The 23,180-nt window shown below is 73.5% G+C and carries 15 protein-coding genes and 2 pseudogenes; 9 read left to right on the top strand and 8 right to left on the bottom strand.

Going from position 1 to position 23,180, the window contains the following annotated elements:
- Positions 1-55 precede the first annotated feature (55 nt).
- The 5 genes from AB0D08_RS34400 to AB0D08_RS34380 form a co-directional block, all read right to left on the bottom strand.
- A complete protein-coding gene (locus AB0D08_RS34400; RefSeq protein WP_359894173.1) occupies positions 56-805 on the bottom strand; it encodes a hypothetical protein in 750 nt (249 codons plus the stop codon).
- The gene (locus tag AB0D08_RS34395; RefSeq protein ID WP_359894172.1) at positions 802-1,956 is read right to left on the bottom strand and encodes a lantibiotic dehydratase C-terminal domain-containing protein; all 1,155 of its coding nucleotides are present in this window, start codon (positions 1,954-1,956) and stop codon (positions 802-804) included. The genes AB0D08_RS34400 and AB0D08_RS34395 overlap by 4 nt, the downstream gene beginning before the upstream one ends.
- Before the next feature lie 35 nt (positions 1,957-1,991).
- On the bottom strand, positions 1,992-4,676 hold the full coding sequence (locus AB0D08_RS34390; RefSeq protein WP_359894170.1) for a lantibiotic dehydratase: 2,685 nt from the start codon (positions 4,674-4,676) through the stop codon (positions 1,992-1,994).
- Positions 4,677-4,797: 121 nt separating this feature from the next.
- Complete coding sequence (locus AB0D08_RS34385; RefSeq protein ID WP_359894168.1) at positions 4,798-4,980, bottom strand: thiazolylpeptide-type bacteriocin; 183 nt, start codon at positions 4,978-4,980, stop codon at positions 4,798-4,800.
- Positions 4,981-5,029: 49 nt separating this feature from the next.
- On the bottom strand, positions 5,030-5,209 hold the full coding sequence (locus AB0D08_RS34380; protein WP_359894166.1) for a thiazolylpeptide-type bacteriocin: 180 nt from the start codon (positions 5,207-5,209) through the stop codon (positions 5,030-5,032).
- Positions 5,210-5,544: 335 nt separating this feature from the next.
- On the opposite strand from AB0D08_RS34380, the gene AB0D08_RS34375 reads away from it, so the two are divergent.
- Entirely contained in the window at positions 5,545-6,204 is a 660-nt protein-coding gene (locus AB0D08_RS34375; protein WP_359894164.1) for a nucleotidyl transferase AbiEii/AbiGii toxin family protein, read from the top strand.
- Here the strand turns inward: AB0D08_RS34375 and AB0D08_RS34370 are convergent.
- Positions 6,141-7,184 carry a CU044_5270 family protein gene (locus AB0D08_RS34370; protein WP_359894163.1) on the bottom strand — a complete coding sequence of 348 codons (1,044 nt, stop codon included), beginning with the start codon at positions 7,182-7,184 and terminating at the stop codon, positions 6,141-6,143. The two genes, AB0D08_RS34375 and AB0D08_RS34370, sit on opposite strands and share 64 nt — an antisense overlap.
- A complete protein-coding gene (locus AB0D08_RS34365) occupies positions 7,181-7,810 on the bottom strand; it encodes a sigma-70 family RNA polymerase sigma factor (protein ID WP_359894161.1) in 630 nt (209 codons plus the stop codon). The genes AB0D08_RS34370 and AB0D08_RS34365 overlap by 4 nt, the downstream gene beginning before the upstream one ends.
- Positions 7,811-8,134: 324 nt before the next feature.
- On the opposite strand from AB0D08_RS34365, the gene AB0D08_RS34360 reads away from it, so the two are divergent.
- From AB0D08_RS34360 to AB0D08_RS34335, 6 genes are all read left to right on the top strand, one after another.
- Positions 8,135-8,353 carry an AAA family ATPase gene (locus AB0D08_RS34360; protein ID WP_359894159.1) on the top strand — a complete coding sequence of 73 codons (219 nt, stop codon included), beginning with the start codon at positions 8,135-8,137 and terminating at the stop codon, positions 8,351-8,353.
- A gap of 610 nt (positions 8,354-8,963) precedes the next feature.
- On the top strand, positions 8,964-9,932 hold the full coding sequence (locus tag AB0D08_RS34355; protein ID WP_359894157.1) for a serine hydrolase: 969 nt from the start codon (positions 8,964-8,966) through the stop codon (positions 9,930-9,932).
- The gene (locus AB0D08_RS34350) at positions 9,929-11,056 is read left to right on the top strand and encodes an endonuclease/exonuclease/phosphatase family protein (RefSeq protein ID WP_359894156.1); all 1,128 of its coding nucleotides are present in this window, start codon (positions 9,929-9,931) and stop codon (positions 11,054-11,056) included. The genes AB0D08_RS34355 and AB0D08_RS34350 overlap by 4 nt, the downstream gene beginning before the upstream one ends.
- A gap of 116 nt (positions 11,057-11,172) precedes the next feature.
- Positions 11,173-11,943 carry a response regulator transcription factor gene (locus AB0D08_RS34345; protein ID WP_359894154.1) on the top strand — a complete coding sequence of 257 codons (771 nt, stop codon included), beginning with the start codon at positions 11,173-11,175 and terminating at the stop codon, positions 11,941-11,943.
- A 4-nt stretch (positions 11,944-11,947) separates the two neighbouring features.
- Positions 11,948-13,213 carry a HAMP domain-containing sensor histidine kinase gene (locus AB0D08_RS34340; protein ID WP_359894152.1) on the top strand — a complete coding sequence of 422 codons (1,266 nt, stop codon included), beginning with the start codon at positions 11,948-11,950 and terminating at the stop codon, positions 13,211-13,213.
- Positions 13,214-13,911: 698 nt separating this feature from the next.
- Positions 13,912-14,631 carry a hypothetical protein gene (locus tag AB0D08_RS34335; protein ID WP_359894175.1) on the top strand — a complete coding sequence of 240 codons (720 nt, stop codon included), beginning with the start codon at positions 13,912-13,914 and terminating at the stop codon, positions 14,629-14,631.
- A gap of 64 nt (positions 14,632-14,695) precedes the next feature.
- Here AB0D08_RS34335 and AB0D08_RS34330 read toward each other — a convergent pair.
- Positions 14,696-14,926 (bottom strand): annotated as a pseudogene (locus tag AB0D08_RS34330) (transposase); the annotation flags it as partial.
- On the opposite strand from AB0D08_RS34330, the pseudogene AB0D08_RS34325 reads away from it, so the two are divergent.
- Positions 14,927-15,241, top strand: a pseudogene (locus AB0D08_RS34325) (transposase); the annotation flags it as partial.
- Positions 15,242-15,614: 373 nt separating this feature from the next.
- On the top strand, positions 15,615-22,874 hold the full coding sequence (locus tag AB0D08_RS34320; RefSeq protein ID WP_359894151.1) for an RHS repeat-associated core domain-containing protein: 7,260 nt from the start codon (positions 15,615-15,617) through the stop codon (positions 22,872-22,874).
- Positions 22,875-23,180: the final 306 nt, after the last annotated feature.

The raw sequence follows: 23,180 nt of genomic DNA, 5'->3' as shown, positions 1-23,180 counted from the left end.
TACTGGCTGGACATCCACGACGGCGTGCTCGGGGTCGCCGACGCCCGGGGCGGGATCACCACCGTCGACCACGAGGACGAGTTCCAGTGGCGGCGTCCAGCCCGAGCCGGGCGGTCAGGGCGGCGGCGTCCACGAGCGCCTGCTCGGGGCCGGCCGGCGCGGTGACGAAGCCCGTCCCGCCGCACACCCGGGCCGCCACCGCGAGCGCCGGCCGGCCGGCCGTCCGCAGCAGCACCTGCCCGGGCGCGACACCGGCCCGTCCGGCGTACGAGGGTGCGGCACCCGCCCGGGCCAAAGCCCGGACCACGGCCGTGTCCAGCGGCCCGCCGGGCTCGGCTCCCAGCACCCGGGGCCGGGCGGCCGCCAGCGCCGCCGCGGCCGCCCCCGGCCGTTCGGCCGTGTCCAGCAGCCAGGGCCCGGCAGCCGCATCGCCGGGCTCCACCAGCAGGTCATGCGCGCGCAGTTGGGCGAGCACGGTGCCGAGCGCGGCGCGCACCGGCGAACCCGGCGGCGCCTGCCGGTCGAGCGCGCCGGTGTCGCCGGTGCGCAGCGGTTCGGCCAGCAGCCGCCACAGCGCGGGCAGCGCGGCGCCGCCCTCCAGGGTGACCGCGGCCCGCCGACCGCGCAGGTGCAGCCCGGCCCGCAGCGCGGTGACGGCCACGCCGGGGCGCAGCCGCACGCCGGCCAGGCCCCGGAGCGGGTCGGGCGCCGCCGCCGTGGCGGCCTCGGACCCGGCCCCGGCGGCCGACCCCGGCGCGAGCGCACCGCCGGGTACTTCGAGGGGCGTGGCCCGGCCCGGCGTCACGAGACCCGCTCCACGGCCTCGATGACGGCGCCGACCTGGCTGCGCCAGTCGTGCCCGGTCACGGCGGGGACGGCGCGGACCACCAGATGGGCCGCCAGGTAGCGCTCCAGCGGGCGCAGGTCGCAGACCGCGAACAGCCGGTACAGCGCGTTGGTGCAGGCGCGGTAGACCAGGTACTCCGGGCGGCTCCACATCGCGCCCTGCGGGTCCGAGCGGCGCAGCAGCCGGTGGAACTCGCTGTACCGGGTGCGCACGTCCTGGTTCCAGCGCTCGGCCGCGCCGGCGTCGCCGGTGGCGGCGGCCCGCACCCGGTACTCGTACGGGTGCCCGCCGAGGTCCGCGCCGGCGGCGTGGCGGCGCTCGGTCAGCTGCCAGGCGGCCGCCGACCAGCCGGCCCAGGCCCGTTCCCAGCCGGTGGCCCCGCCTGCGCCGATCCGGCCGACCAGGGCGGTGACCGCCTCGCCGGCGGCCTCCCAGCGGTCGTCGAAGGCCCGGCGCAGCTGGCCGTCCGGGTCGTCGTGGACCAGGAAGTCCTCCAGGTGGGAGACGTACGAGTAGTGGCCGCCGACCAGCCCGCCGGGGTGCGCGGCGGCGTGCGCGGCGAGCGCGGCCACGGCGAGCTGCACCCGGGCCGCGGCGCCGTCTCCGTACCGGCCGAGGAACCCGGCCGCCGCGTGCAGTGCCGGGAGGCCCATCCCGAGCAGCTGGTCGCGCAGCAGCACGCCGTCGGCGCCGATCAGGGCGCGGAGTTCGGCGAGGTCGACGCGCTCCACCCGGACGGTGTTGTCGGGCACGATCGGCCCGTACGGCGGTGCGATCAGCTCGGCGCGGCCCGCCTCGGCCGCGGCGGCGAGCAGCTCCTCGGTGTCCAGGTCGCTCACCGAGGGGTGGCGGCGCAGCCAGTCGCGGACCTGCCCGGCGCTGCGGGCGGCTGCGTCGGCGACCTGCGCCGCCGGTCCGCGCAGCCGCAGCCGCAGGTGCGGGCCGTGCAGCCAGTGCCGCTCCACGTGGACGGTCAGGCCCTCGGCGGCGCAGCGCTCGGCCAGCGGCAGGACCGCGCCGCGCAGCAGCGGCGCCTTGACCGGCTGGTGGTAGTAGGCGACCACGTCTCGGGCGGCGCCGTCGGCCGGGTCGATGGGGGTTTCGGTCACCGGGGCTGCTCCCTGCTCGGTCGGGGCCGGGGCGGTCATCGGGGCCGCCCGGCGCGGTAGGTCTCCACCACCAGCTCGACGGCCCGGCCGGCCGTCGTACGGGCGCCGGGGGCGGGCAGCGCCTCCTCCAGCACCACGCCGTCGTCGTGCCGGGCCAGCCACTTCGCCAGCGAGCGCAGGTGCAGCGCGTTGCCGAGGTCGAGGAAATGCGGTTTGGGGCGGCGCAGATGGGCCAGGAAGTCGTCCGCCGGGCGGCCCGCCGGGGCGGCCGGGGCCGGGTGCAGGAAGAGCTGTTCGGGCAGGTCGAGCAGGGCCCGCCAGCGGGCGGTGGTGGCGGCCGGCACGGCCCGGTCGGCGGCGAGGTCGGCGCGCAGCGCCGCCACCACGCCGGCCGGCAGCTGCCAGCGCCGCCGGTGCAGCACCAGGTGCCGGTGGCGCAGCCGGGCGGAGCGGACCACCTTCCCGCCGGGGGCCGGGACGGCGTGGCGGTGCACCAGGGCCCGGAAGTCGGCCACGCCGTGCGGCTGGTCGGACAGGAACGGGGCGAGCCGCTGCGGGAGCATGATCGGGGCCAGGAAGCCGCTGTAGAGCACGTCGAGGAGTTCGCCGGTGGCCCGCAGCCGCAGCCTGAGCTGGTCGCTCGCGAGGTCGTGCACCAGGTCCACCTCGGCTTCGCCGATCGACGCCCAGCGGCGGTCGGGCCCGATCTCGTCCGGGACGAGCAGCGGGTGCAGGTTGGCGTTGAACCCGCCGACCGGACGGATCTGGGCGGGCCGGGCCTCCTCGCCGAGGCCGCGCCGGATCTGCTCGCGGACCGCCTCGGCGGCGGCCGGGTCCAGCGCGTCGAGGAAGCGGCTGGTGAAGCGGCCCCAGCCGCCGTAGACGTGGTTGACGCAGAGCAGGCCGCCGGCGGCCTGCTCGCGCTGTACGAAGTAGGCGTAGCCGGCCGGCCGGGCGGTCGCCCAGGCGGGCAGCCGGTCGCCGAGCCCGCTGATCAGGTCGCGGGGCAGCACCAGGTCGGCGGCGGGGTCACCGGCCGGGGCGGTGGCGTGCGCGGTGTCGAGTACCTCCCGGCGCAGGGCGGCCAGTTCGGCCGCGCCGGTGGGGAAGCGGTCGCGGTCGCGCGGGTCGAGGGCGGCCAGCCGGCCGGCCTCCTCCCAGGCCTCGGCGAAGGCGGCGCCGAACTCCCAGGGGTGGCGGCAGGTGCCGCCGGCGCCGTAGCGGGCGACGAAGCGGTCCCGGGTGATCCGCCGCATCAGGTGGCCCAGGTCGAACAGCTCGGCCAGCGCGGTGAGTTCGCCCAGCGCCCGGTGGTCGGCGGGGGTGAGCGAACCGGCGTCCGGCACCGGCCGGGGTGCGACCACGTCCTCGGAGAGCACGGTGAGCGGCGCGCCGCCAGCCGGGACCGGCCGGCCGGCCTCGGCGAGCACCTCGCGCCACCGGTCGGCGAGTTCGGCCAGCAGGGGAGGGCGCCGCGCGGCGTCCATGGTGGCGAAGTCCGCGTCGAGCCGGGCGATGGCGTCGATCCGGTCGGCCAGTGCGGCGTCCTCGGGCCAGGTCCGGAGCCAGTCGGCGAGCCGGCCGAGCGGGTCGGCGTCCTGCGGGGCCACCGGGTCGGTCGGCACCAGCAGCCCGGCCTCGGCGAGCCGGGCCAGATACCCGGCGGCCGCCTCGTTGGCGCCGGGGCCGTCCAGGGCGTCGGCCAGCCTGCCGGTCAGCTCCGTCAGGGTGGCCGGTGCGCCGTCGCCGGCGGCGAGCAGCTCCAGCGGGCGCCCGGCGGCGAGTTCGGCCTCGTCCTCGTTGGTCACCAGGTAGCGGCCGCCGGCGAAGACCACCCGGCTGCGGGCGTACGCGGCACGGCCGGCGGTGATCCGGGCGGTGCTGGTCATCCGGTGCGGCAGGCCGGCCCGGCGGTGCGGGGCGTCGAGCAGGGCCTCGGTCAGCGCGCTCACCAGCGTCCGGTTGGCGCGGACCACGGTCCGCAGGCCGTCCGCCTCGAAGCCGTCGCCGGCCCCCGCGTCGGCGGTGCCCTCGGCCGGGCCCCAGCCGACGGCCGTGAACCAGGACAGCGGGCTGGTCTTGGTACTGGCCCGCAGCGCGTACCGGAGCACCCCGGGCTCCTCCTTGCGGGCCCGGCGGTCGCCGGCGCCGCGGCCGGTCCGCTCGACGGCCCGCAGCAGGTCGCCGCTGGTGAGGGCGACCGCCCGGGCGAGGGCGGGCTCCAGGCAGAGCGCCGCGAGGGCTGTGCGTTCGGCGGCCAGCGCGGCGGGGGTGGTCCCGTCGGCTGATCCGGTCCTGGCGTCGAGGTCGGCCAGCAGCGCCGCGCGGCGGGCCCGCAGCGCCAGCCAGGCGCCGAGCTGCGGTACTCGGGCGGGCAGATCGCCCAGGCGCTCCAGCAGGGCGGGCCGCGGCTCGCGGCCGTTGTGCAGCGCCCGCCGCAGCGGGAGCACCACGTCGCGGTGGAAGGCGGGGGAGTGGCCGGCCCGGGCGGCGTACAGCGCGTCGCACAGCTCGGGCGCCGACGCGGCGGCAACGGCCTCCAGGTCGGCCAGTTCGGAGAGCCGGGCCCTGAAGGCCGCGGCAGGCCGGCTCTGGGCCGGGTACCGCAGCACGGTGGCCCGTACGAGCGCGTACGGCGCCGACCGAACGGCGTACCCGTACCCGTCGGGGTCGGCCGGCGCCGCGCTTGCTGCGGCCGCGGGCCCTGCGGTGTACGGCATGCCGGACGCTCCCGGGGGATCGGTCGATCGGGGGGATCTGGGGAATCGGATCTGGGGGATCGGGATCGGGGTCGAGGGTGGCCGGGGACCGCGCCGGGGCGCGGCCCCCGACCGTGCGGGGTCAGTACGGCAGCGTCGGCAACTGCGGCTGGGCGCAGGAGGACGAGCCGCACGAGCAGGAGCTGCCGCCGTTGGAGGCGCCGGTCTCCGGGAGCGCGACGGTGTCACGCATCGAGGTCACGGTGAGCTCGCCGAGGTCCAGGTCATCGAGTTCGAAGCTCAGGCCGTTCTGGTGATCGGTCATCTGGTCTCCCTGGGGTCGGAAGGGTGCCGGTACGGACCGGTGGTGCCGGTCAGAAGGCGAGGGTGTCCACCTCGGGCTGGGCACAGGAGGACGAGCCCTGGCAGGAGCAGGAGCCCCAGGAAGCACCGGTCTCGGGCAGCGCGGCGGTGTCGCGCAGCGAGCTGACGGTGAGGTCGCTGAGGTCGAGGTCCTGCAGGTCGAAGGCGTGCTGCGGAGTGGTGTCGGACATGTGGATCTCCCTTGCTGTGGGATGGACGCCGGTCCGGGCACCCGGGGACGGAACCGAGCGGCGGGCCGGGCAGCTGAACTCCCGGACCGCCACCGGGCCCGTCGGGGCGCCCGTTGCGGGGCAGACGACCGCTCTTGCCGTCGGCGACGGCGGAGCGGTACCTGATGGACCGTCAGCCCGTCAGGTCGAGTACCGCTCGACCCTCACTCGGGCCGGACCCCAGGCGGACACGGGCCTGGTGAGACCTGCCGGCCGGACCGGAGCGGCGGCCGCTACCGTGATCCACGGCCGGGGCCGGGACACACCGGCCAGCCTGGGAAAGGAGCCCAGCGCCCATGGACGACATCCGGACCGGGCTGCACCGCGGCACCGTGCCGCATTCGGTGCCAACGGCCCAACGGCCCGGGCTCGCTCTGCCGCTGACCCTGCGTCCGGCCGACGACGCCCGCGCCACGCAGGCCGCCGTGTTCGACCCGGCGCTCAAGCAGCACCCCAACGCCTTCCGCGCCGCAGACCCGAGCTTCACCGACCCCGCGCTGTCGGCCGCCTGGTACGCGGCGCGCCGACGTGCCATGGACCTGCTGCTCGCGGCCGTAGCCGACTCCCCGTGGGCCGGGCACCTGGTCGTTCGCGGCAGCGTGGTACTCCGCGCCTGGTACGGCGACGCCACCCGCGAGCCCGGCGACCTGGACTTCGTGGTCGTCCCGCGGGAGTGGCGGATCGAGGAGGACCGCACCACCGACCTGCTACACGGCAGCGCTACCCCTGTGCCTGCTTCCCGCTGGTCGTTCCTGGCACACCGGGGCAGGGCCGAACGGGCGGAGCCCGGAGGCAGCACCCCCGTGGCTGCCTCCGGGCTCCGGCGGCCGTTGAGGCGGCAGGGGACGACGTCACCGGGCGTCGGCGTCCCCTGTGGCCTGAACCGTGATGGTCAGTCGGTGGGCTCGACCTCCGCCCTGTCGACGATGGCCGAGGTGAGGATGGCCGAGGCGTAGTCGTACCCCTTGCCGTTGCCGGCGCCCGGGGACGGGTTGCCCGTGGGGGGCAGGCCGTCGGGGCCCGCGGGCGGGAGGTCGGAGAGGAGCACCTCGCGCACACCGAGGAACGCGCCGGTGGTCGGGTCGAAGATCAGGGACACGCGCAGGGTGCCGTTGGTGCCGACCACCGCGACGCCGTGCCGGCCCGTCGCATCCGTCTCGTCGGCGACCACCGATGTCCCCGGGATCTTCGCGGCCGCCTCCATGAGCGCCCCGGCGACGGCGGGGGGCGCCGAGATGTTCTGGAAGATCATCTGGATGTCGCCGAAGGCGATCTGGTTGCGGAGCTTCGGCGTCATCGATATTCCCGCCACCGTGTTGGAGCGGTCAGCGGTCAGCACCTGCTGCAGGAGCCGCTGCGGGTCCGTGGGCAGCTGGGAGACGAACTCGTACGTCGGGGTGCCGAATCCGGCCGTCTTGGGGGCGCCGGGGGCGTCCGACAGGATGGCCGGCCACGGGGTGCGTCCGTCCCCCATGGTCGCATCCAGGATCAGACCCTCGGACCTGCCGTCGACCGAGATCCACGACTTCCGCTCGCTCTTGGACTGGCGGGCGCCGTCCCGGATCTCCCGCCGGTAGACGAACTGGCTGCTCCGCGCTACAGGGGCGGTGTGGCTCGCGGCGGCTTTCGCGGCGCGGCCGAGCAGGCCCATGGCGTCGGTCGGCTCCGGCGCGGGTGTGACGGACGGGGTGGTCGACGTGGACGGGGCGGGCGTGGCCGTGGCCGAGGAGGCCGGAGTCGAAGCGCCGTCATGGTGCCGACCCGGGACGACCAGGGTGACGGCCGCCAACGCACCGACTGCCAGCGGGGCGACCAGCCACACCGGCCCACGCCGGGACCTGGTGGCCTTCGTCTCTGCGGCGGCGATCTCACTCATCAGATGCTCCTTGAGGAACCTTTGGCGGTCGGCGGGGAGCGTCTCGTGCGGGTTGTTCATCGGACCTCTCCCTGCAACGACCGGGCGGCCTCGAAGCCGCCATCGCGTACCTGTCCGACGATGGGAGCGAGTTCCCGACCGCGCGTCAGTTCGCGCTCGGTGAGCGTGCGCAGCCGGGCCCGCGCCCGCGACAGCCGGGAGCGGACGGTACCGACGGGCACGCCGAGGGCCTCGGCAGCCAACGCGTAGTCGAGCCCCACCCACACGCACAGCCGGAACACCTCGCGCTCGGACCGGCGCAGGCCGGACAACGCGCGCCGTACCGCCGCCAGCTGGGCGTCGTCGTCGATCCTCGAGACCAGTTCGTCCGCGAAGTCCGGTACGGATCCCCGCTCGGCAAGCCGCGACATCGCCGCCCGGTGTCGCCGGGCCGTCCGCGTGGTGTTGCGCAGCACGTTGGTGGCGACGCCGAACACCCAGGGCCGCAGGTCCTCGTCGCCCTCGTGAAGCTTGCCGCGCAGCCGCCAGGCCTCCAGGAAGGTGAGCGACACCACGTCCTCGGCCGCCGCCCAGTCCCCCAGGGCGCGCAGCGCGTAGCCGTGCACCGCCTGGGCGTGCGCGTCGAATAGTTGGCCGAGCGCACCCTGGTCCCCGGCGCGCAATCGCGCCCGTTGTGACAGTTCCATGCCCATCCCTGTCCGCACACCGCCCGGAGTTCCCTGTGAGCCGTGCCACACCCTGTGGCGGTTGCGCATGGACGGGCGACGGACCGTCCGGCCCGGCTCCGATTCTGCGCTGCGGTCACGAACCGCCCCCACCCAGGGAGGGGGGTGGAGGCGGGCCCCCCGGGGGCGCTCCAACTGCAGCCGTCCGCAAGGGCTCTCCAGTCGTGGGTTCTCGCCGTCGGCGGCGACGCGCCACCGGTAGGCGAAGGTGAGGTGGCCGGCGCGGCCCAGTACGATCACCGTTCGGCCACGCCCGTCCCCCGTGAACGGACTGGACGCAGGACCGTGGAGCTCGCCGGCCGGCAGGCGCAGCCGGACCTCCTGGCCCGACTGCTGTCCGAGTCGCGGAGCCGGGGCAGCGCCGTCTTGGTCCGCGGCCCGGCCGGGATCGGGAAGTCGGCACTGCTCGCCGAAGCCGCCGTCCTCGCCGAAGCCGGCGGGTACGGGCTGCTCCGCACCAGCGGTGTCGAGGCCGAGAGCGACATCCCCTACGCCGGCCTGTAACTGCCGCTGCGCCCACTGGCAGCCGGCACGTCGGAGCTTGCCGCGCCCCACCGAGAGGCGCTGGGCACCGCCCAGGGGAACGCCGAGGCCGACATCCCGGACGTCTTTCCGGTGGGTCCGATGCCCGCAACCTGATCGCGGACGCCGCGCCGGTCGCGCCGGTCGCGGCGGTGCTCGTGCTCGCCGACGACGTGCAGTGGCTCGACGACGCCACCGTGAGCATCCTGGCGTTCAGGGCACGCCGCGTCGGCGCCGAGCCGGTGCTGTTCGGTCCCGGGGACGGCGTCCCGGCGGGGCGACCCGGGGCCGGGCCGAGGTCGGCGGTGCAGCCTCTCCGGACTCGCCGGACTCCTGCCCGGCCTCCGGTACCGGTCGGCCGGTACACGGTTGATACACGACTGCGCGACGGCGGAAGCCGCGCCACGACCGGGCCGAAGTGCCGGTCCCGGAGCCTCTAGGAACACCCGGTGGCCAGCGCCCCGGGACCTTGTCCCTCTGGCTCCGGGAGGCCGCCGTCGTGTCAGTCCCCACACAAGCAGTCCGCACACCGTCCGAAGACCGGGACCGGCGGACCGCGCCCGGTCGGCTTGGCCTCGTCCGTCGCAAGGCGGTGTGGGCCCTGGCCGCTGTCCTGCTCGCCGGGGCCGGTGCCGGTGGTGGCGCGCTGGTCGCCCAGGAGGGCGGCGCCGCGGCCGCGGGCGACGGGGCGCCGGTGCTTGCGGCACCCGAGACGATCGCCGCACTCGGTCTCCCGTGGCCGGAGGAAGGGCAGTCGGCGGTCGCCGTGGCGAAGGTCGGCGTGCTCGGTGTCAAGGGAGCGCAGCAGCCGGTGCCGATCGCGAGCGTCACCAAGGTGATGACGGCGTACGTCGTGCTCAGGGACCACCCGCTCAAGGACGGCGAGGACGGGCCGGTGATCACGGTCGACGCGCAGGCTGCCGCGGAGGCGGGCTCGGTGGACGAGTCCACCGCCCCCGTCACCGCCGGGCAGCGCCTGACCCAGCGCAAGCTGCTGGAGGTGATGCTGCTGCCCTCCGCCAACAACGTGGCCCGGCTGCTGGCCCGGTGGGACGCGGGCAGCGAGGAGGCGTTCGTGACCCGGATGAACGAGGAGGCCGCCCGGCTGGGGATGACCGGTACCACCTACACCGGGGCCAGCGGACTGGAGGCCTCGACCGTGTCGACCGCCGCCGACCAGCTCAAGCTGGCCCGCGAGGCGATGAACGAGCCGGCGCTGCGGGACACCGTTGCCCTGCGCGACACCGCCCTACCGGGCCGCTCCGCACCGCTGCGCAACACCAACACACTGCTCGGCCTGCCCGGGGTGGTGGGCCTGAAGACCGGGTCGACCACCTCGGCCGGCGGGAACCTGATGTGGGCGCTGGAGGTCCCCGACGGCAAGGACGGTTCGGGGCGCCGGCTCGTCTACGGCGTGGTGCTCGGCCAGCGGGCCGGTACCAGTCCCGCCGACGGTCTGCGGGCCGCCCTGGAGCGCAGCGGCCGGCTCGTGGACGCCCTGCGGCAGAAGCTGCCCGGCGTCCTGCCGGCTCTCGACGGCGGCCGGCAGGAGTGGTCATGAGCGCGCGCACCGGTACGGCTCCGACGGCACCCCCGGCCGTGGACACCGGCACGTCGGCCCACGGGCCCGGCAGCGACGGCGGGCGCGGGCCCCGCCGCCCGACGGCCCGCCACCACGTTCCTCTCCATCACGTCCTTCGCGACCGCGTCCTTCGCCGCCCGACCAGCCCGACCAGCCCGACCAACCCGACCTGTCCGGCCCGTCGTGCCGCACGGCGGCGCGGGCGGCTGATCGCGGGCGCCGCCGCCGCGCTCGCCGCCCTCATGGTCCTGAACCCCTGGCTGCCGAACGGCCCGCTCAACCTCGCCAGCCTCTGGCAGACCGTGCTGCCCTGGTCGGGCCTGGGCATCGCGCTGCTGCTCCTCCTCGCGGCGCTGCGGCGCTCCGCCCCGGCGGCGGTGGCCGTCCTGCTGCCCGCCCTCGTCTGGACCGTGCTGTTCGCACCGGCCCTGGTCGACAAGCGCGCGGGCGGCGGGGACTTCACCGTCGTCAGCCACAACGTGAACGAGGACAACCCCGACCCGCGCCGGACCGCACGCGCCCTGGCCGGCTCCGGTGCCGACGTCGTGGCGGTGGAGGAACTGGCCCGCGGCGCGCAGGAGACCTTCCGGCGCGAGCTGGCCGCCACCTACGCCTTCGCCGAGGTGCACGGCGGCATCGCCCTGTGGAGCAAATACCCGCTCAAGGACGTGGAGCCGGTGGAGATCATGCCCTGGACCCGGGCCCTGCGTGCCACCGTCATCACTCCCAAGGGCCCCGTCGCCCTCTACACGGCGCACCTCGCCTCGGTACGGGTGCGCCCGGACGCGGGATTCACCACCTACGCCCGCAACGAGGCGGCGGCCAAGCTCGCCGCGGCCGTACAACGCGAGCCGCTCACGAGGACCGTCGTCGTGGGCGACCTCAACGGCTCCTTCGACGACTCCGCGCTGCGCACGCTCACCGGACCGCTGCGCTCGGCCCAGCAGGAGGCCGGCAACGGCTTCGGCTTCACCTGGCCCGCGTCCCTCCCGGTGGTACGCATCGACCAGATCCTGGTGAAGGGCATCACCGCGCGCTCCGCGTGGACCCTGCCGGACACCGGCAGCGACCACCTCCCGGTCGCGGCGTCCCTGAAGCTGTGACCACCCCGTCGGCCGGCACCGTCCGCCGGGCCCCGTGCAGCGGCCCCCAGCCATGGACCGGCCCCGGACGTGCTGGAATGATGACCCGATCCCCAGGCGACGACACCGGAGAGCTCTTGTCCGCCACCCGAGTACCCGAAGCGGTCAACCTGCTCCTCGTTGAGGACGACGCGGTCATCCGCCGCTCCGTCCAACTGGCCCTGGAACGCTACGGCTACCGGGTCGACGTCACCGGCGACGGCCTCGACGGCCTGGACGCGGTGCGGGCCGGCGAGCACGACGTCCTGATCCTGGACGTGATGCTGCCCGGTCTGGACGGCATCAGCCTGTGCCGGCGGGTCCGCGAGGAGACCCTCACGCCCATCCTGATGATGTCCGCCCGCGGTGACGCCCTCGACGTCGTGGCCGGTCTGGAGGCCGGTGCCGACGACTACGTGGTCAAGCCCGTCGACATCCCCGTCCTCGTCGCCCGCATCCGCTCCCTGCTGCGCCGCGCCACCTTCCACGAGTGCCCGGCGGCGGAGCCGGTGCGGGAGGATCCGATCGCGGCCGGCGAGGCGACCGGGAGCCACCGGCGCCCCCTTGCGGGGGAGGCGCCGGACCTGCTGACCTTCGGTGGCCTGACCATCGACCCGCGCGGCCTGGAGGTCCGTCTGGACGGCGGTGCCGTCGCCCTGACGCCCACCGAACTGCGTCTCCTGCTGGTCTTCGCGGAGAATCCCGGCACGGTCCTGGACCGCAGGCGTCTGCTGCGCGAGGTGTGGGACTACGGCTGGGAGGGCGACACCCGGGTGGTGGACCTGTGTGTGGTGCGGCTGCGCAAGAAGATCGGCGCGGAGCGCATCGAGACCGTCCGGGGTTTCGGCTACAAACTCCTGCGGGGCTGACGCGATGACCGCACGACGTACCGGCCCGCACCCCTTGGACCCGCGCTCGCTGCGCTGGAAGATCACCGCCCTGGTCGTGCTCGCCTGCGCCGCGGTCGCGGTGGTGATCGGTGTACTCGTCCACCGGGCGACCGCGGAGCGCGGCGAGCGGACCGGGCGCGATCTGGCGGTCGCGCAACTGGGTGCCGCCGAGCAGGAGCTCTCCCGCACCGGGCGCCGTCCCGACAACGCCTCTCTCGAGTCCCCGGCGGGCCTGCCCCTGCCGCTGGCCCGGGCCCTCGAAGGCTCGACGGCACCGGGGGAGTACGCCCTGTGGTACGACGTGAAAGCACCGAACTGGTACTGGATGTGGGCGGCCGCCCCGGTCGGCGACGGCCGGGTGCTCGTCGTACGGACCGACATGAGCGCCACCGTGCGCAGCCTCCAGCTGCTGGACCGCAGCATCGTCAAGGCCGCCCTCGCCGCCCTGGCCGTCGTCGTCCCCCTCACCGTGCTGGCGACGGAGCGGATGAACCGGCGGCTGCGCCACGGGTCGCGGACCGCCCGCCGGATCGCCGACGGCGACCTGGATGCCCGGATCGGCCACCGGGGCCGGGCCCGGGACGAGATCACCGAGATGTCCGCGGCCGTGGACGGGATGGCCGGGGCGCTGCAGGGCCGGCTCGCCGCGGAGAAGCGTTTCACCGCGGATGTCGCCCACGAGCTGCGCACCCCGCTGATGGGCCTGGTCACGGCCGCGGGTCTGCTGCCCGAGGACGACGAGGCGGCCGGCCTGGTGCGCACCCAGGTCCGCGCGCTGCGCGGCCTGGTGGAGGATCTGCTGGAGGTCTCCCGTCTGGACGCGGGTGCCGAGAGCGCCCGGTTCGACGAGGTCCCCCTGGGTGATCTCGTCGAGGAGGTGAGCGGGAGGGGCGACGGCGACATCCGCCTCCGCCTGACGGCGCCCGCCACCGTGCGCACCGACCCGCGCCGGGTGGAGCGGATCCTCACCAACCTCCTCGCCAACGCCCACCGGCACGGCGCCGGCCCGGTCGAGGTCGCCGTCACCGGCAGCCGGATCACCGTGCGGGACCACGGACCGGGGTTCCCCGACGCGCTGCTCGCCGACGGCCCGCAGCGCTTTCGCACCGGGGCCGTCGAACGTGGCCAGGGCCACGGTCTGGGCCTGACGATCGCCACCGGGCAGGCGGCGGTCCTCGGTGCCCGGCTGACTTTCGCGAACGCTCCCGACGGCGGAGCCCTCGCCACCCTCGACCTCGCCGGCCCATGACCCGCGTCCTTCCCGGGTGGGGAGCGCGGGCGGGAGCGTTCGTTCGGTGGGCCGCCGGGGTGGGGCCGTGCCGTTCAACCCATCAGCCCGATCAGCCCAGGAAGTCGACCCGGTCGATCAGGCCGTCGAGCAGGCGGTCGCGGCGGCCCGGCTGCAGACGGGTGACGACCAGGACGCCGGGGTCGATGACCACGGTGCCGTCCAGGGCCGCCGCGGCGGCCCGGTGCTCGGCCTCGGTGACGACGGGGTCGGTGCTGCGGGCGGGGATGGCCCGGCGGCGCGTTGGATGAAGGAGAGAAGGTAGGGCGGCGGATGCTGCTCGCCTTCGGGCCCGCGGCCGCGGCCGCGAGATCCGTTCGAGACGCTAGGAGGTGCCGATAGCGCGCGCGTATCGCCGCAGCGCGCCCCCGGCCGGCCCGCCGGTCCGCAACGACGTCCGCGCGCACGGGAGTCGGGGCCGGGCAGGGGGCCGACGTCCCCACCCCGGCCGGGCCGACGCCACGTCAGCTCGGCATTCAGGCCACCACGACGCTGCTGCCGGTAATCGACGTGAACGTGACCAGCCGTCCGAGGGGGTCTGGTCCGGGATGTCGATGCTGACCACGATCGTCGAGCCGCTGTATGGGACTGCACCGAACAGGCTCGACCGGGTAGCGTGAGGCACAACACCAGCCCCACCTTGGGAAATGAAGTGCAGGATGCACCTCCTGGACGACCTCACCGGTCTTTCCGCTCGTGCAAAGAGTCTGCTTGAACGAACCGGTCGGCGGGAGCACCTGACGGAACACCGACTCTCAACGGAGTTCCTTCAGATTCGCGACCGCTTCGGCCAGCCGATCCCCACGCCCATGTTGCTCGTGATCCGCCGCGAGGGATTCGAGCAGAGGTACGGCGGGCTCCGCTACCAAGTCCGAAGCAGCTACACCGTCGAGGGCGAGCGCCACGAAGTGCTCCGCGACTGGCACTACGACCTTGGCCAGGGCATGTGGGCCGACCCCGCCCGCAGCTGGTACTTCGACTGGTTCGGCGAACGCGTCTCCTCTCCGGTGCGCTACCTGGTGCACACCGATGGATCCGTCGGAGTCGACGACGGAGGTGGCGCGTTCCTCGAAATCGCCCCGTCTATTCCGGCCCTCATCGAATCCCATGCTCTTACCGACATGGTCTTGACCTGGGACCGCACGACGGTCGAGATCGACAGCTTCATACTCGCCCAGCAGCTGGACGGCCTCACCGACGTTCCCGAAGCCTCAGGCCGCACCATCCGATGGAGGGTTTCCGCCAACGTGGTGGTCCAGGAGTTCCAGCACTGGAGCAGCCAGACACCGCGTCATTGGCGTGCATTGGTCTGGACCAAAGGCGAAGCCGGTCGGCGCCAGGTGGAAGAGGCCGCTGGCCGAACAGGAGCGCAGCCATAGATGATGCCAGCCTCCGGATAACGGCTGCTGCTTGACAGAACTGATTCCACAGAAAGGGCGCGAAGTCGTTGGGCAGCTGACGCCACGAGCACCCGGTCCGCACGACGTAGAAGATCGCGTCCACGATCCGCCGCCGTGGATGCTTCTCCCGCCGCCCGCCCTTCGGCCCGACCCGCGCCGGCGGGAGCAACGGCTCCACCAGCGCCCACTGCTCGTCAGTCAGGTCCGACGGATACCCACCCCTGTTGCTACTCACATGGGCCGAAACGACCGCTTCGGTCCAGGGGCACGGCAGATCCCACGCATCCGCGGCACGACGGGCCGTCCCCGGCACCGCCCGCGGCAACTGTTCGCCGACCGCGGCTACGACTTCGACAAGTACCGCCGACTCCTGTGGAAGCGCGGCATCAAGCCGGTCATCGCCCGCCGCGGTGTATCGCACGGCTCCGGATTGGGCGCCGTCCGCTGGGTGGTCGAGCGGACCGACGCCTGGATCCACGGCTTCCGACGACTCCGTATCCGCTGGGACATCCGCGACGACATCCACGAGGCATTCCTCAAGCTGGCCTGCTGCCTGATCACCTACAGGCGCGTCCGGGCTTTGTGTTAGCTCCTCTTAGGGCGCGAAGGTGTTCCCCGATGGATCGCCCGTTCAGGGACCTCGGCGGGGAAGCCCGGCCGCCGCTGTGTTTCTTCTCACAGGACGGCCTCCCCACGGCCCCTCACCATGTGTCGGAATTGCGGCCTTTCGCTCGCCCTGGTGGCACTTGTGAAGGCTTTCCGGGGCTCGCGTGACGGGTGAGGTCAGTGTGGCTGCTGGGGAAGGGTATTGCTCTGACTTGCCCATGGCAATACGGTGCGGTCGGCCGAACGTGCCGTCAGCTGGCTGATCGTCAGATGGCCTGCTGGCTCGAACGTCTCATGGGGGATTACACATGCGCGCAGGACCGCGTGGAATTCGCGGTGCCCGGAAACGGGCCTGGATGAAACGGGGGACCGTCGCGATCGCGGCGGCCACCGTGTTCTCGCTGGCGACTCCGCTCGCCGTCGCCGATGTCGTCGTCGGTGGATATCAGTACGCCGACAAGGTCTGGGGCGCCGATCCGCTGCCCGACCAGCCGAAGGTCCCCGGCGCCCCGGTGGGCGCCCGCGGGTCGGACCTCCAGGCGCCCGCGATCCCGCCCGGGGCGCGGGAGTTGGTCCCGCACGCGGTGAAGCCCGTGCGCTGGCCGGCCGCCGCGACCGCCACCGTCGACCTGGCCAGGACCGCCGCGGTGCGCAGCCTGGCGGCGCCCGCCGGTGAGGCGAAGGCCGGCGGTCTGCCGGTCTCCCTCTCGCCCGCCGTACCCGCGGCGCTCGGCGCCCGGGCGAAGTCGCTCGCCTCGCCGGTCGCGCCGGTCAGCCAGGTCTCCTCGGTCCGGGTGAAGCTCGCCGACCGCGGCCAGGCCAAGAGGGCCGGCGTGGACGGCCTGCTGGTCGGCCTGGACCGGGCCGACGACCGGGCGGAGACCGGCAACGTCGCGGTCTCGCTGGACTACGGCGCCATCGAGCAGGCGTACGGCGGTGGTTGGGCGTCCCGGCTGCAGCTGGTGGCGATGCCCGCGTGCGCGCTCACCACGCCGCAGCTCACCGCCTGCCGCACCCGCACGCCGATCGAGGCGGTCAACGACCCGGCCAACCGGAAGCTGAGCGGCACCGTCGCGCTGCCGGCCGCCGGTGCCAACTCCCGTGCAGCGAAGACCGGAAGCGCGTTCGCGGCGCCGTCCGCCGTGGCGGCCGCGCGGTCCTCCGGTGGTGTGGCGGTGGCCGCGGTGGCGGGCCCCGGCGGATCCCAGGGCAACTACGGGGCGACCACGCTGTCCGCGTCGGGCGCCTGGTCGGCGTCGGCGTCGGGTGCGTTCACCTATCAGTACCCGGTGACGGCGCCGCCGTCGCTGGGCGGTGCGGCGCCGACCGTCGGACTCGCCTACGACTCGCAGTCGGTGGACGGCGAGACCTCGGCCCGCAACTCGCAGTCGTCCTGGATCGGTGACGGCTGGTCGTACAGCCCCGGCTTCATCGAGCGCTCGTACAAGAGCTGCAAGGACCAGGGGATCGAGGACTCCGGCGACTCCTGCTGGGCCGGCTGGAACGCCACGATCTCGCTGGGCACCCACACCGGCCAGCTGCTGCGGGACGCGGACGGGGTCTACCACCTCCAGACCGACGACGGTACCCGGATCGAGCGGCTGACCGGCGCCACCAACGGCCTGTGGCAGGGCGAGTACTTCAAGGTCACCACGACCGACGGCACCGCCTACTACCTGGGCCTCGACCACGCGCCCGGCGGCACCTCGGACGACTCCACCGACAGTGCCTGGGGCATCCCGGTCTACCATCCCAAGTCCGGTGACCCGTGCCATAGTTCGGACAAGGGTGACGACTCGCAGTGCGACCGGCCGGTCGGCTACCGGTTCAACCTGGACTTCGTCGTCGACCCGCACGGCAACGTGCAGCGCTACGACTGGGCGACGGAGTCCAACTACTACAACATGGGCTTCGGCCAGATCCCCGACGAGGACAAGGACACGAAGGGCGGCACCCTCACCAAGTACACCCGGGGCGGCCACCTCACCCAGATCTCGTACGGCTACCAGCTGGAGGACGCCCGGGCGGGCCGCGAGCCGGCCGCCAAGGTGGTCTTCCGTACGGCGCAGCGCTGCACCACGTCGGACAGCGTCTGCAAGGACGGCAATCTGTCCTCGGACACCGCCGCCAACTGGCCGGACACCCCGTACGACCTGAACTGCCCCTCGGACTGGAAGACCAAGATCGGGGACGAGGGTGACACCGACGGCGTCTGCCTGATCTCCGGGCCGACCTTCTGGCAGACCTACCGCCTGAAGGGCATCGACACCAAGGTCCGGACGGCGTCCGGCTGGCAGGACGTCGACACCTACGAGCTGAAGCAGGTCTTCTCGGACGCCGGCGGCACCTACGACCCGGTCACCGGCAAGACCCAGGACCCGAAGGCCAGTGGTTCGCTGCAGTCGGTGATGTGGCTCTCGGAGGTCGTCCACACCGGCAAGGACACGTCGGCCGGCGGCGACGGGCCGGTCAGCCTCGACCCGGTCAGCTTCGTCGGCATCGAGATGGACAACCGCGTCGACGGGCTCACCCCGGCGGCGCCGCCGCTGTACCACCCGCGGATCTCCAGCGTGCAGACCGAGACCGGCGAGTCCGTCGCGGTCACCTACCGCGCGCCGGAGTGCTCGCGCGAGAAGAAGACCATGCCGGCGTCGGCCGACGCCAACACCATGGCCTGCTACCAGGTGTTCTGGAACACCCCGGGCGGCGTGGAGCCGATCGAGGACTGGTTCCACAAGACGCTGGTCTCCCAGGTCACCTCCAGTGACCGGACCAAGGCCGGCTCGCCCGCCAAGGTCACCAACTACACCTACGCCGACGGCGCGGCCTGGCACCGCGACGACTCCGAGCTGACCGACGACAAGCACCGCACCTGGAACGAGTTCCGCGGTTTCCGGACCGTCACCACCACGACCGGCGCGGCCCCGGACCCGATCACCCAGTCCGTCGTCTCCTACCTCCAGGGCATGGACGGCGACTACAAGGCGGACGGCACCCGGCGCAGCGTCAAGGTGAAGAACTCGCTCGGAGAGGAGATCACCGACAGCGCGTGGCTGGCGGGCACCCCGTACGAGAAGCAGGGCTTCACCAAGGCCGGCGGCACCGTCGTCACCAAGACCCTGACCGACGCGCCGGACTCGGTGGTCGTCGCGACCTCCGACCGTACCGCGTGGACCTCGCAGGACCCGAAGCCGGACAAGCTGTCGACGCTGCCGGCCATGACGTCGCGCCGGGTGAAGTCCAGCAGCAGCCGTTCGCTCGGCCTGCTCAGCGACGACAGGACGTGGCGGACCACCCGCAGCAGCACCACCTTCGACGACCTGGGCCGGATCTGGAAGGCGGACGAGCAGGGCGACCTGTCCGTGCCCTCCCAGCGGACCTGCACCGTCACCAGCTACGCCGACGCGCCGTCCGACAACCCGATGATGCTGGTCTACCCCAAGGAGACGATCAGCCTCGCCGGTGCGTGCGACACCAAGCCGGGGCCGGGCACCACGCTCAGCGACAAGCGGGTCTACTACGACGGCGACGGGACCGTCACCAACCCGGGCACCCTCGGCCGGATCGGGCAGCGCTCAGGGTCGCTCGGCCTGGTCACCGCCACCGAGTCGGTCACCGACTACGACCCGGCCGGCCAGCCGCGCTACCAGGTGCTCGGCGCGATGACGTACGACCGCTACGGGCGGGTCAGCCGCAGCACCGACGCGGCCGGGCAGACCACGGCGACGACGTACGTGCCGGCCACCGGGCTGCTGCCGACCTCGGTGTCGACCGAGAACCCGCTGAAGTGGACGGCGACCAGCACGGTGTCGCCGGGCCGCGGTTCGATCACCCATGCCACGGACGTCAACGGCCGGGTCACCGACTCCGCCTACGATGCCCTCGGCCGCAGGGTGAAGGTGTGGATGCCGGGCCGGAACAAGGCGAACCAGACGCCCGACCGGACCTTCTCCTACTCGGTGCACGGCGCCGGTGACAGCCCGGACCCGTCCACCGTCACCACCAGGACGCTGCGCGAGGACGGGACCTACAGCACCGAGGTCGCGTTCTACGACGGCACGCTGCAGGCGAGGCAGACCCAGACCACCACCGCCGACAACTCGGCGGGACGGCTGGTCTCCTCGACCTTCTACGACTCCCACGGGTGGACCTCCTCCGTCATCGCGAGCTACCACGACGCGGCCAACGCGCCGGGCACCTCGATGTGGGCGGAGACCAACAAGACCGGCCCGGCGGTGACCCGCACGTCGTACGACGGCCAGGGCCGGCCGGTCACGGTCCAGCAGGTGTCCTTCGCCAGCACCCTCTGGCAGGGGAGCACCACCTACCGCGGCGTGGACCGGGTCGACGTGACGCCGCCGCCCGGCGGCAAGGCGACCACGGCGTACACCGACGCGCTCGGCCGCCGGACGTCGACCGTCATGCGCGACACCACGCCGGACCGCAAGCTCACCGGCGGCACGGTGATCGCGTCCGGGACGTCGGCGGTCTCCCGCAGCGTCCGCCTCGCCGTGCAGGCCGACGGCAACCTGGTGCTGACCGGTCTGGTCGACGGGAGGACCCGCTGGTCCTCGGGCACCTCGGGCCACCCCGGCGCGTACGCGAGCGTGCTCGCCGACGGCAGCCTCGTGGTGCTCGACGCCACCGGGAAGACCACGCTCTGGACCAGCGGGAGCGGCGGGCACACCGGCGGCTACCTCAAGGTGCGCGGCGACGGCCGGATCACCATGTACGACGGCGCCAACGCCGAACTCTGGTCGGCCGGAACCGCGGACGCCCCGCCCGCGGACATCACCACCGCCTTCACCTACACCGCCCGCGGGCAGGTCGACTCGGTCAGGGACACGGTGGGCAACACCTGGTCCTACACCTACGACCTGCAGGGCCGGGCGGTGGCCCAGACCGACCCCGACAGCGGCAGCTCCAGCAGCACCTACGACCCGCTCGGCCACGTGCTGACCGTCAAGGACGGCCGCGGCCAGGTGCTCTCGTACAGCTACGACCAACTCGGGCGCAAGACCGGGGAGTACACCGGTGACACGCCGGGCGACCCGGCGAAGCTGCTCGCCGAGTGGAGCTACGACTCCCTGGGCAAGGGCATGCCGGCCGCGTCGACCCGCTACGTGGGCGGCAAGGGCGGCAGCGCGTACGTCAAGAAGGTCAACGGCTACAACGCGGCCGGCCAGCCCACGGGGTCCACCACGGTGATTCCCGCCACCGAGGGCAAGCTCGCCGGTACGTACACCACGGGCGCGTCCTACACCGAGACGGTCAGCCTGCTGGCGTCGACCACCTTCGGCGCCGAGGGCGGCCTGCCCGCGGAGACCGTCGGCTACGGCTACAACCTGCAGGGCAAGCTGGTGGCGATGGGCGCGGCCAGCCGGCCGTACGTCGCGACCGTCGCGTACAGCCCGCAGGGCCAGGTCCTGCAGACCACCATCGGTACGCCGTCCAAGCAGCTGCGGACCGCGCAGACCTGGGACCAGGCCACCGGCCGACTGGCCACCAACCGGGTCACGCTGCAGAACAACACGGCCAACCCGATCTCGGCGACCACCTACGGCTACAACGCGGCGGGCAGCGTCACCGCCGTCTCCGACGTCCAGTCCAGCGGCGGCACCGACCGGGTGACCGACACCCAGTGCTTCGGCTACGACGCGCAGAACCGGCTGACCACCGCCTGGACGGACACCAAGGGCCTGACCGCGGCCACCGTCGGGCAGCTCGCCAAGTGCACCACCGCGGCGCCGTCGCCGGGCACCATCGGCGGGCCGGCCCCGTACTGGCTGGACTGGCAGTTCAACCAGCTCGGCGACCGGGTCCAGGAGGTCGACCACGATGTGAAGGGGACGGCCGCCAAGGACGTCACCCAGACCATCGGCTACCCGGGCGGCGGCACGACCCCGTCGAAGAAGCCGAACGCGGCCAACTCCGTCACCACGGCGGGCCCGTCCGGTTCCACCACCGTCGTCCCCGACTACGACGCGGCGGGCAACACCAAGACCCGCACCGGCCCGGGAACCGCCCAGGGCTACGAGTACAACGAGGAGGGCCGCACCAGGACGGTCACCACCAACGGCAAGGAGGCGAGCTACCTCTACGACGCCGACGGTGGCCTGCTGATCCAGCGCAACCCCGGCGCCAACCAGCTCTACCTCTTCGGCGGCGCGGAGCAGCTCAGCCTCGACACCGCCAAGAAGACCGTCACCGGCCTGCGGTACTACCGCAGCCCGGACGGCACGGTGATCGTCCGCTCCTCCGGCGGCACCGTCAGCTACCAGCCGACCACCCCGCACGGCACCGCGCAGCTCCAGGTGGACGGTGCCACGCTGGCCGTCACCCGGCGGGCGTACGACCCGTACGGCAACCCGCGCGGCGCCGTGCCGACGGCCTGGGCCGACAGCCGGGGCTTCCTCGGCAAGCCCTCCGACGTCACCAGCGGGCTCGCCCTGCTCGGCGTGCGCATGTACGACCCGGCGGTCGGACGGTTCCTCACCGTCGACCCCGTCTTCGAGTCCACCGATCCCAACCAGATGGGCGGCTACGGCTACGCGGCCGGCAACCCCACCTCCGGGAGCGACCCCAACGGCCTGTGGTGGAGCTGGGGTGACGTCGGGAGCTTCTTCACCGGCGTCGGCGACTCGGTGGTCGGCGACCCGTACCAGTGGAGCGTCAACACCTTCTCCGACTGCTGGAACTCGTTCGCCGACATCGCCAACGGCGACAACCAGGTGTTCAACGACATGTTCGGGTACTCCAACGAGTCCCCGTTCCGGCTCGGGCACACCGGGTACGTCGACGACACGCCGCTGGCCGACCTGTTCGACGTGGACACCAGCTCCACGTCGTACTTCGCGGGCCAGGTGACCGGCGTCGTCGGCTCGTTCGCGATCGACGGCTACGGAGCCGTCAAGGCGATCAGTGGTGGCGTCAAGGCCGTCAAGGCGGTCAAGGCCGCGGTGTCCGACGGCGAGGACGTCGTCAGCGCGGTCAAGAAGCTGCTCTCCGACGACCTCCCCACCACCACCAAGGCGGACCCGGCACCGACCACGCCGAAGACGGAGAAGCCGAGCAGCCCGAAGTCCGGCACCGGCAAGGGCGGCGACGACCCGGGCGCCCCCGCGTCCGACACACCGGCGGCCGGCAAGGACGCCGGGCGTCCCAGCGGCGGCGGTGCGCCCGACACCGGTGGCGGCGGGTCCACGCCGAAGGGACCGAAGCCCGGAAAGGCGGAGGACACCCTGGCGGGGGCAAACCCCGGCGGTTACACCGACAACTGCGGTGCCTGCGCCCAGGCCGGCGACAGCCGGCTCGCCGGCACCCACAGCGGTGCCACGGCGTGGGACAGCGGGATCCTCGCCCCGGAGGAACTGGAGTACAAGTTCGACTCCCTGTTCCACCTGACCGAGGGCACCGACGACATCGCGCACCAGCTGTCCGTGCTCGGCTACGGAACCCGTGGCATCGTGTTCGGCTGGACCGACGGCGTCGACGTCGGCCACTACTTCAACGTGGTGAACGACGCCGGTGTGATCAAGTTCCTCGACTACCAGTCCGAGACGCACGCCGTGACCTCGGAGTGGCAGAATCTCGAACTGATGATCACATGGTGGTAGACCGGGAAAGGACACGGACGGTGAGCATGGACCAGGAGTCGGCACGGCTGGCGGCGGACGCGTACTGCCGTGAGAGGGTCCGCAACTGGGACGAGCGTGCGTACCGGCTGAGGATCGACGAGACGATCGCCGTCGAGGGCGCGTACGTCTTCGGCTACCTGCCGACGGTCCCGGACGCGCGCGGGCGACTGCGCGTCGGCGGGAACCTCCATGGCCGTCGCCGGCCGGGTCGCCGACCAGCACGGCGTCCTCGGTGCGGTCGCCGGTGAGGTGGACGTACTCGCTGGCCGCCCGGAACGCGTACTC

Origin of the sequence: Kitasatospora sp. NPDC048540 (genome assembly GCF_040651175.1) — a bacterium.
Taxonomy (GTDB): Bacteria; Actinomycetota; Actinomycetes; order Streptomycetales; family Streptomycetaceae; genus Kitasatospora.
This window is presented reverse-complemented; position numbering and strand designations above follow the sequence as displayed.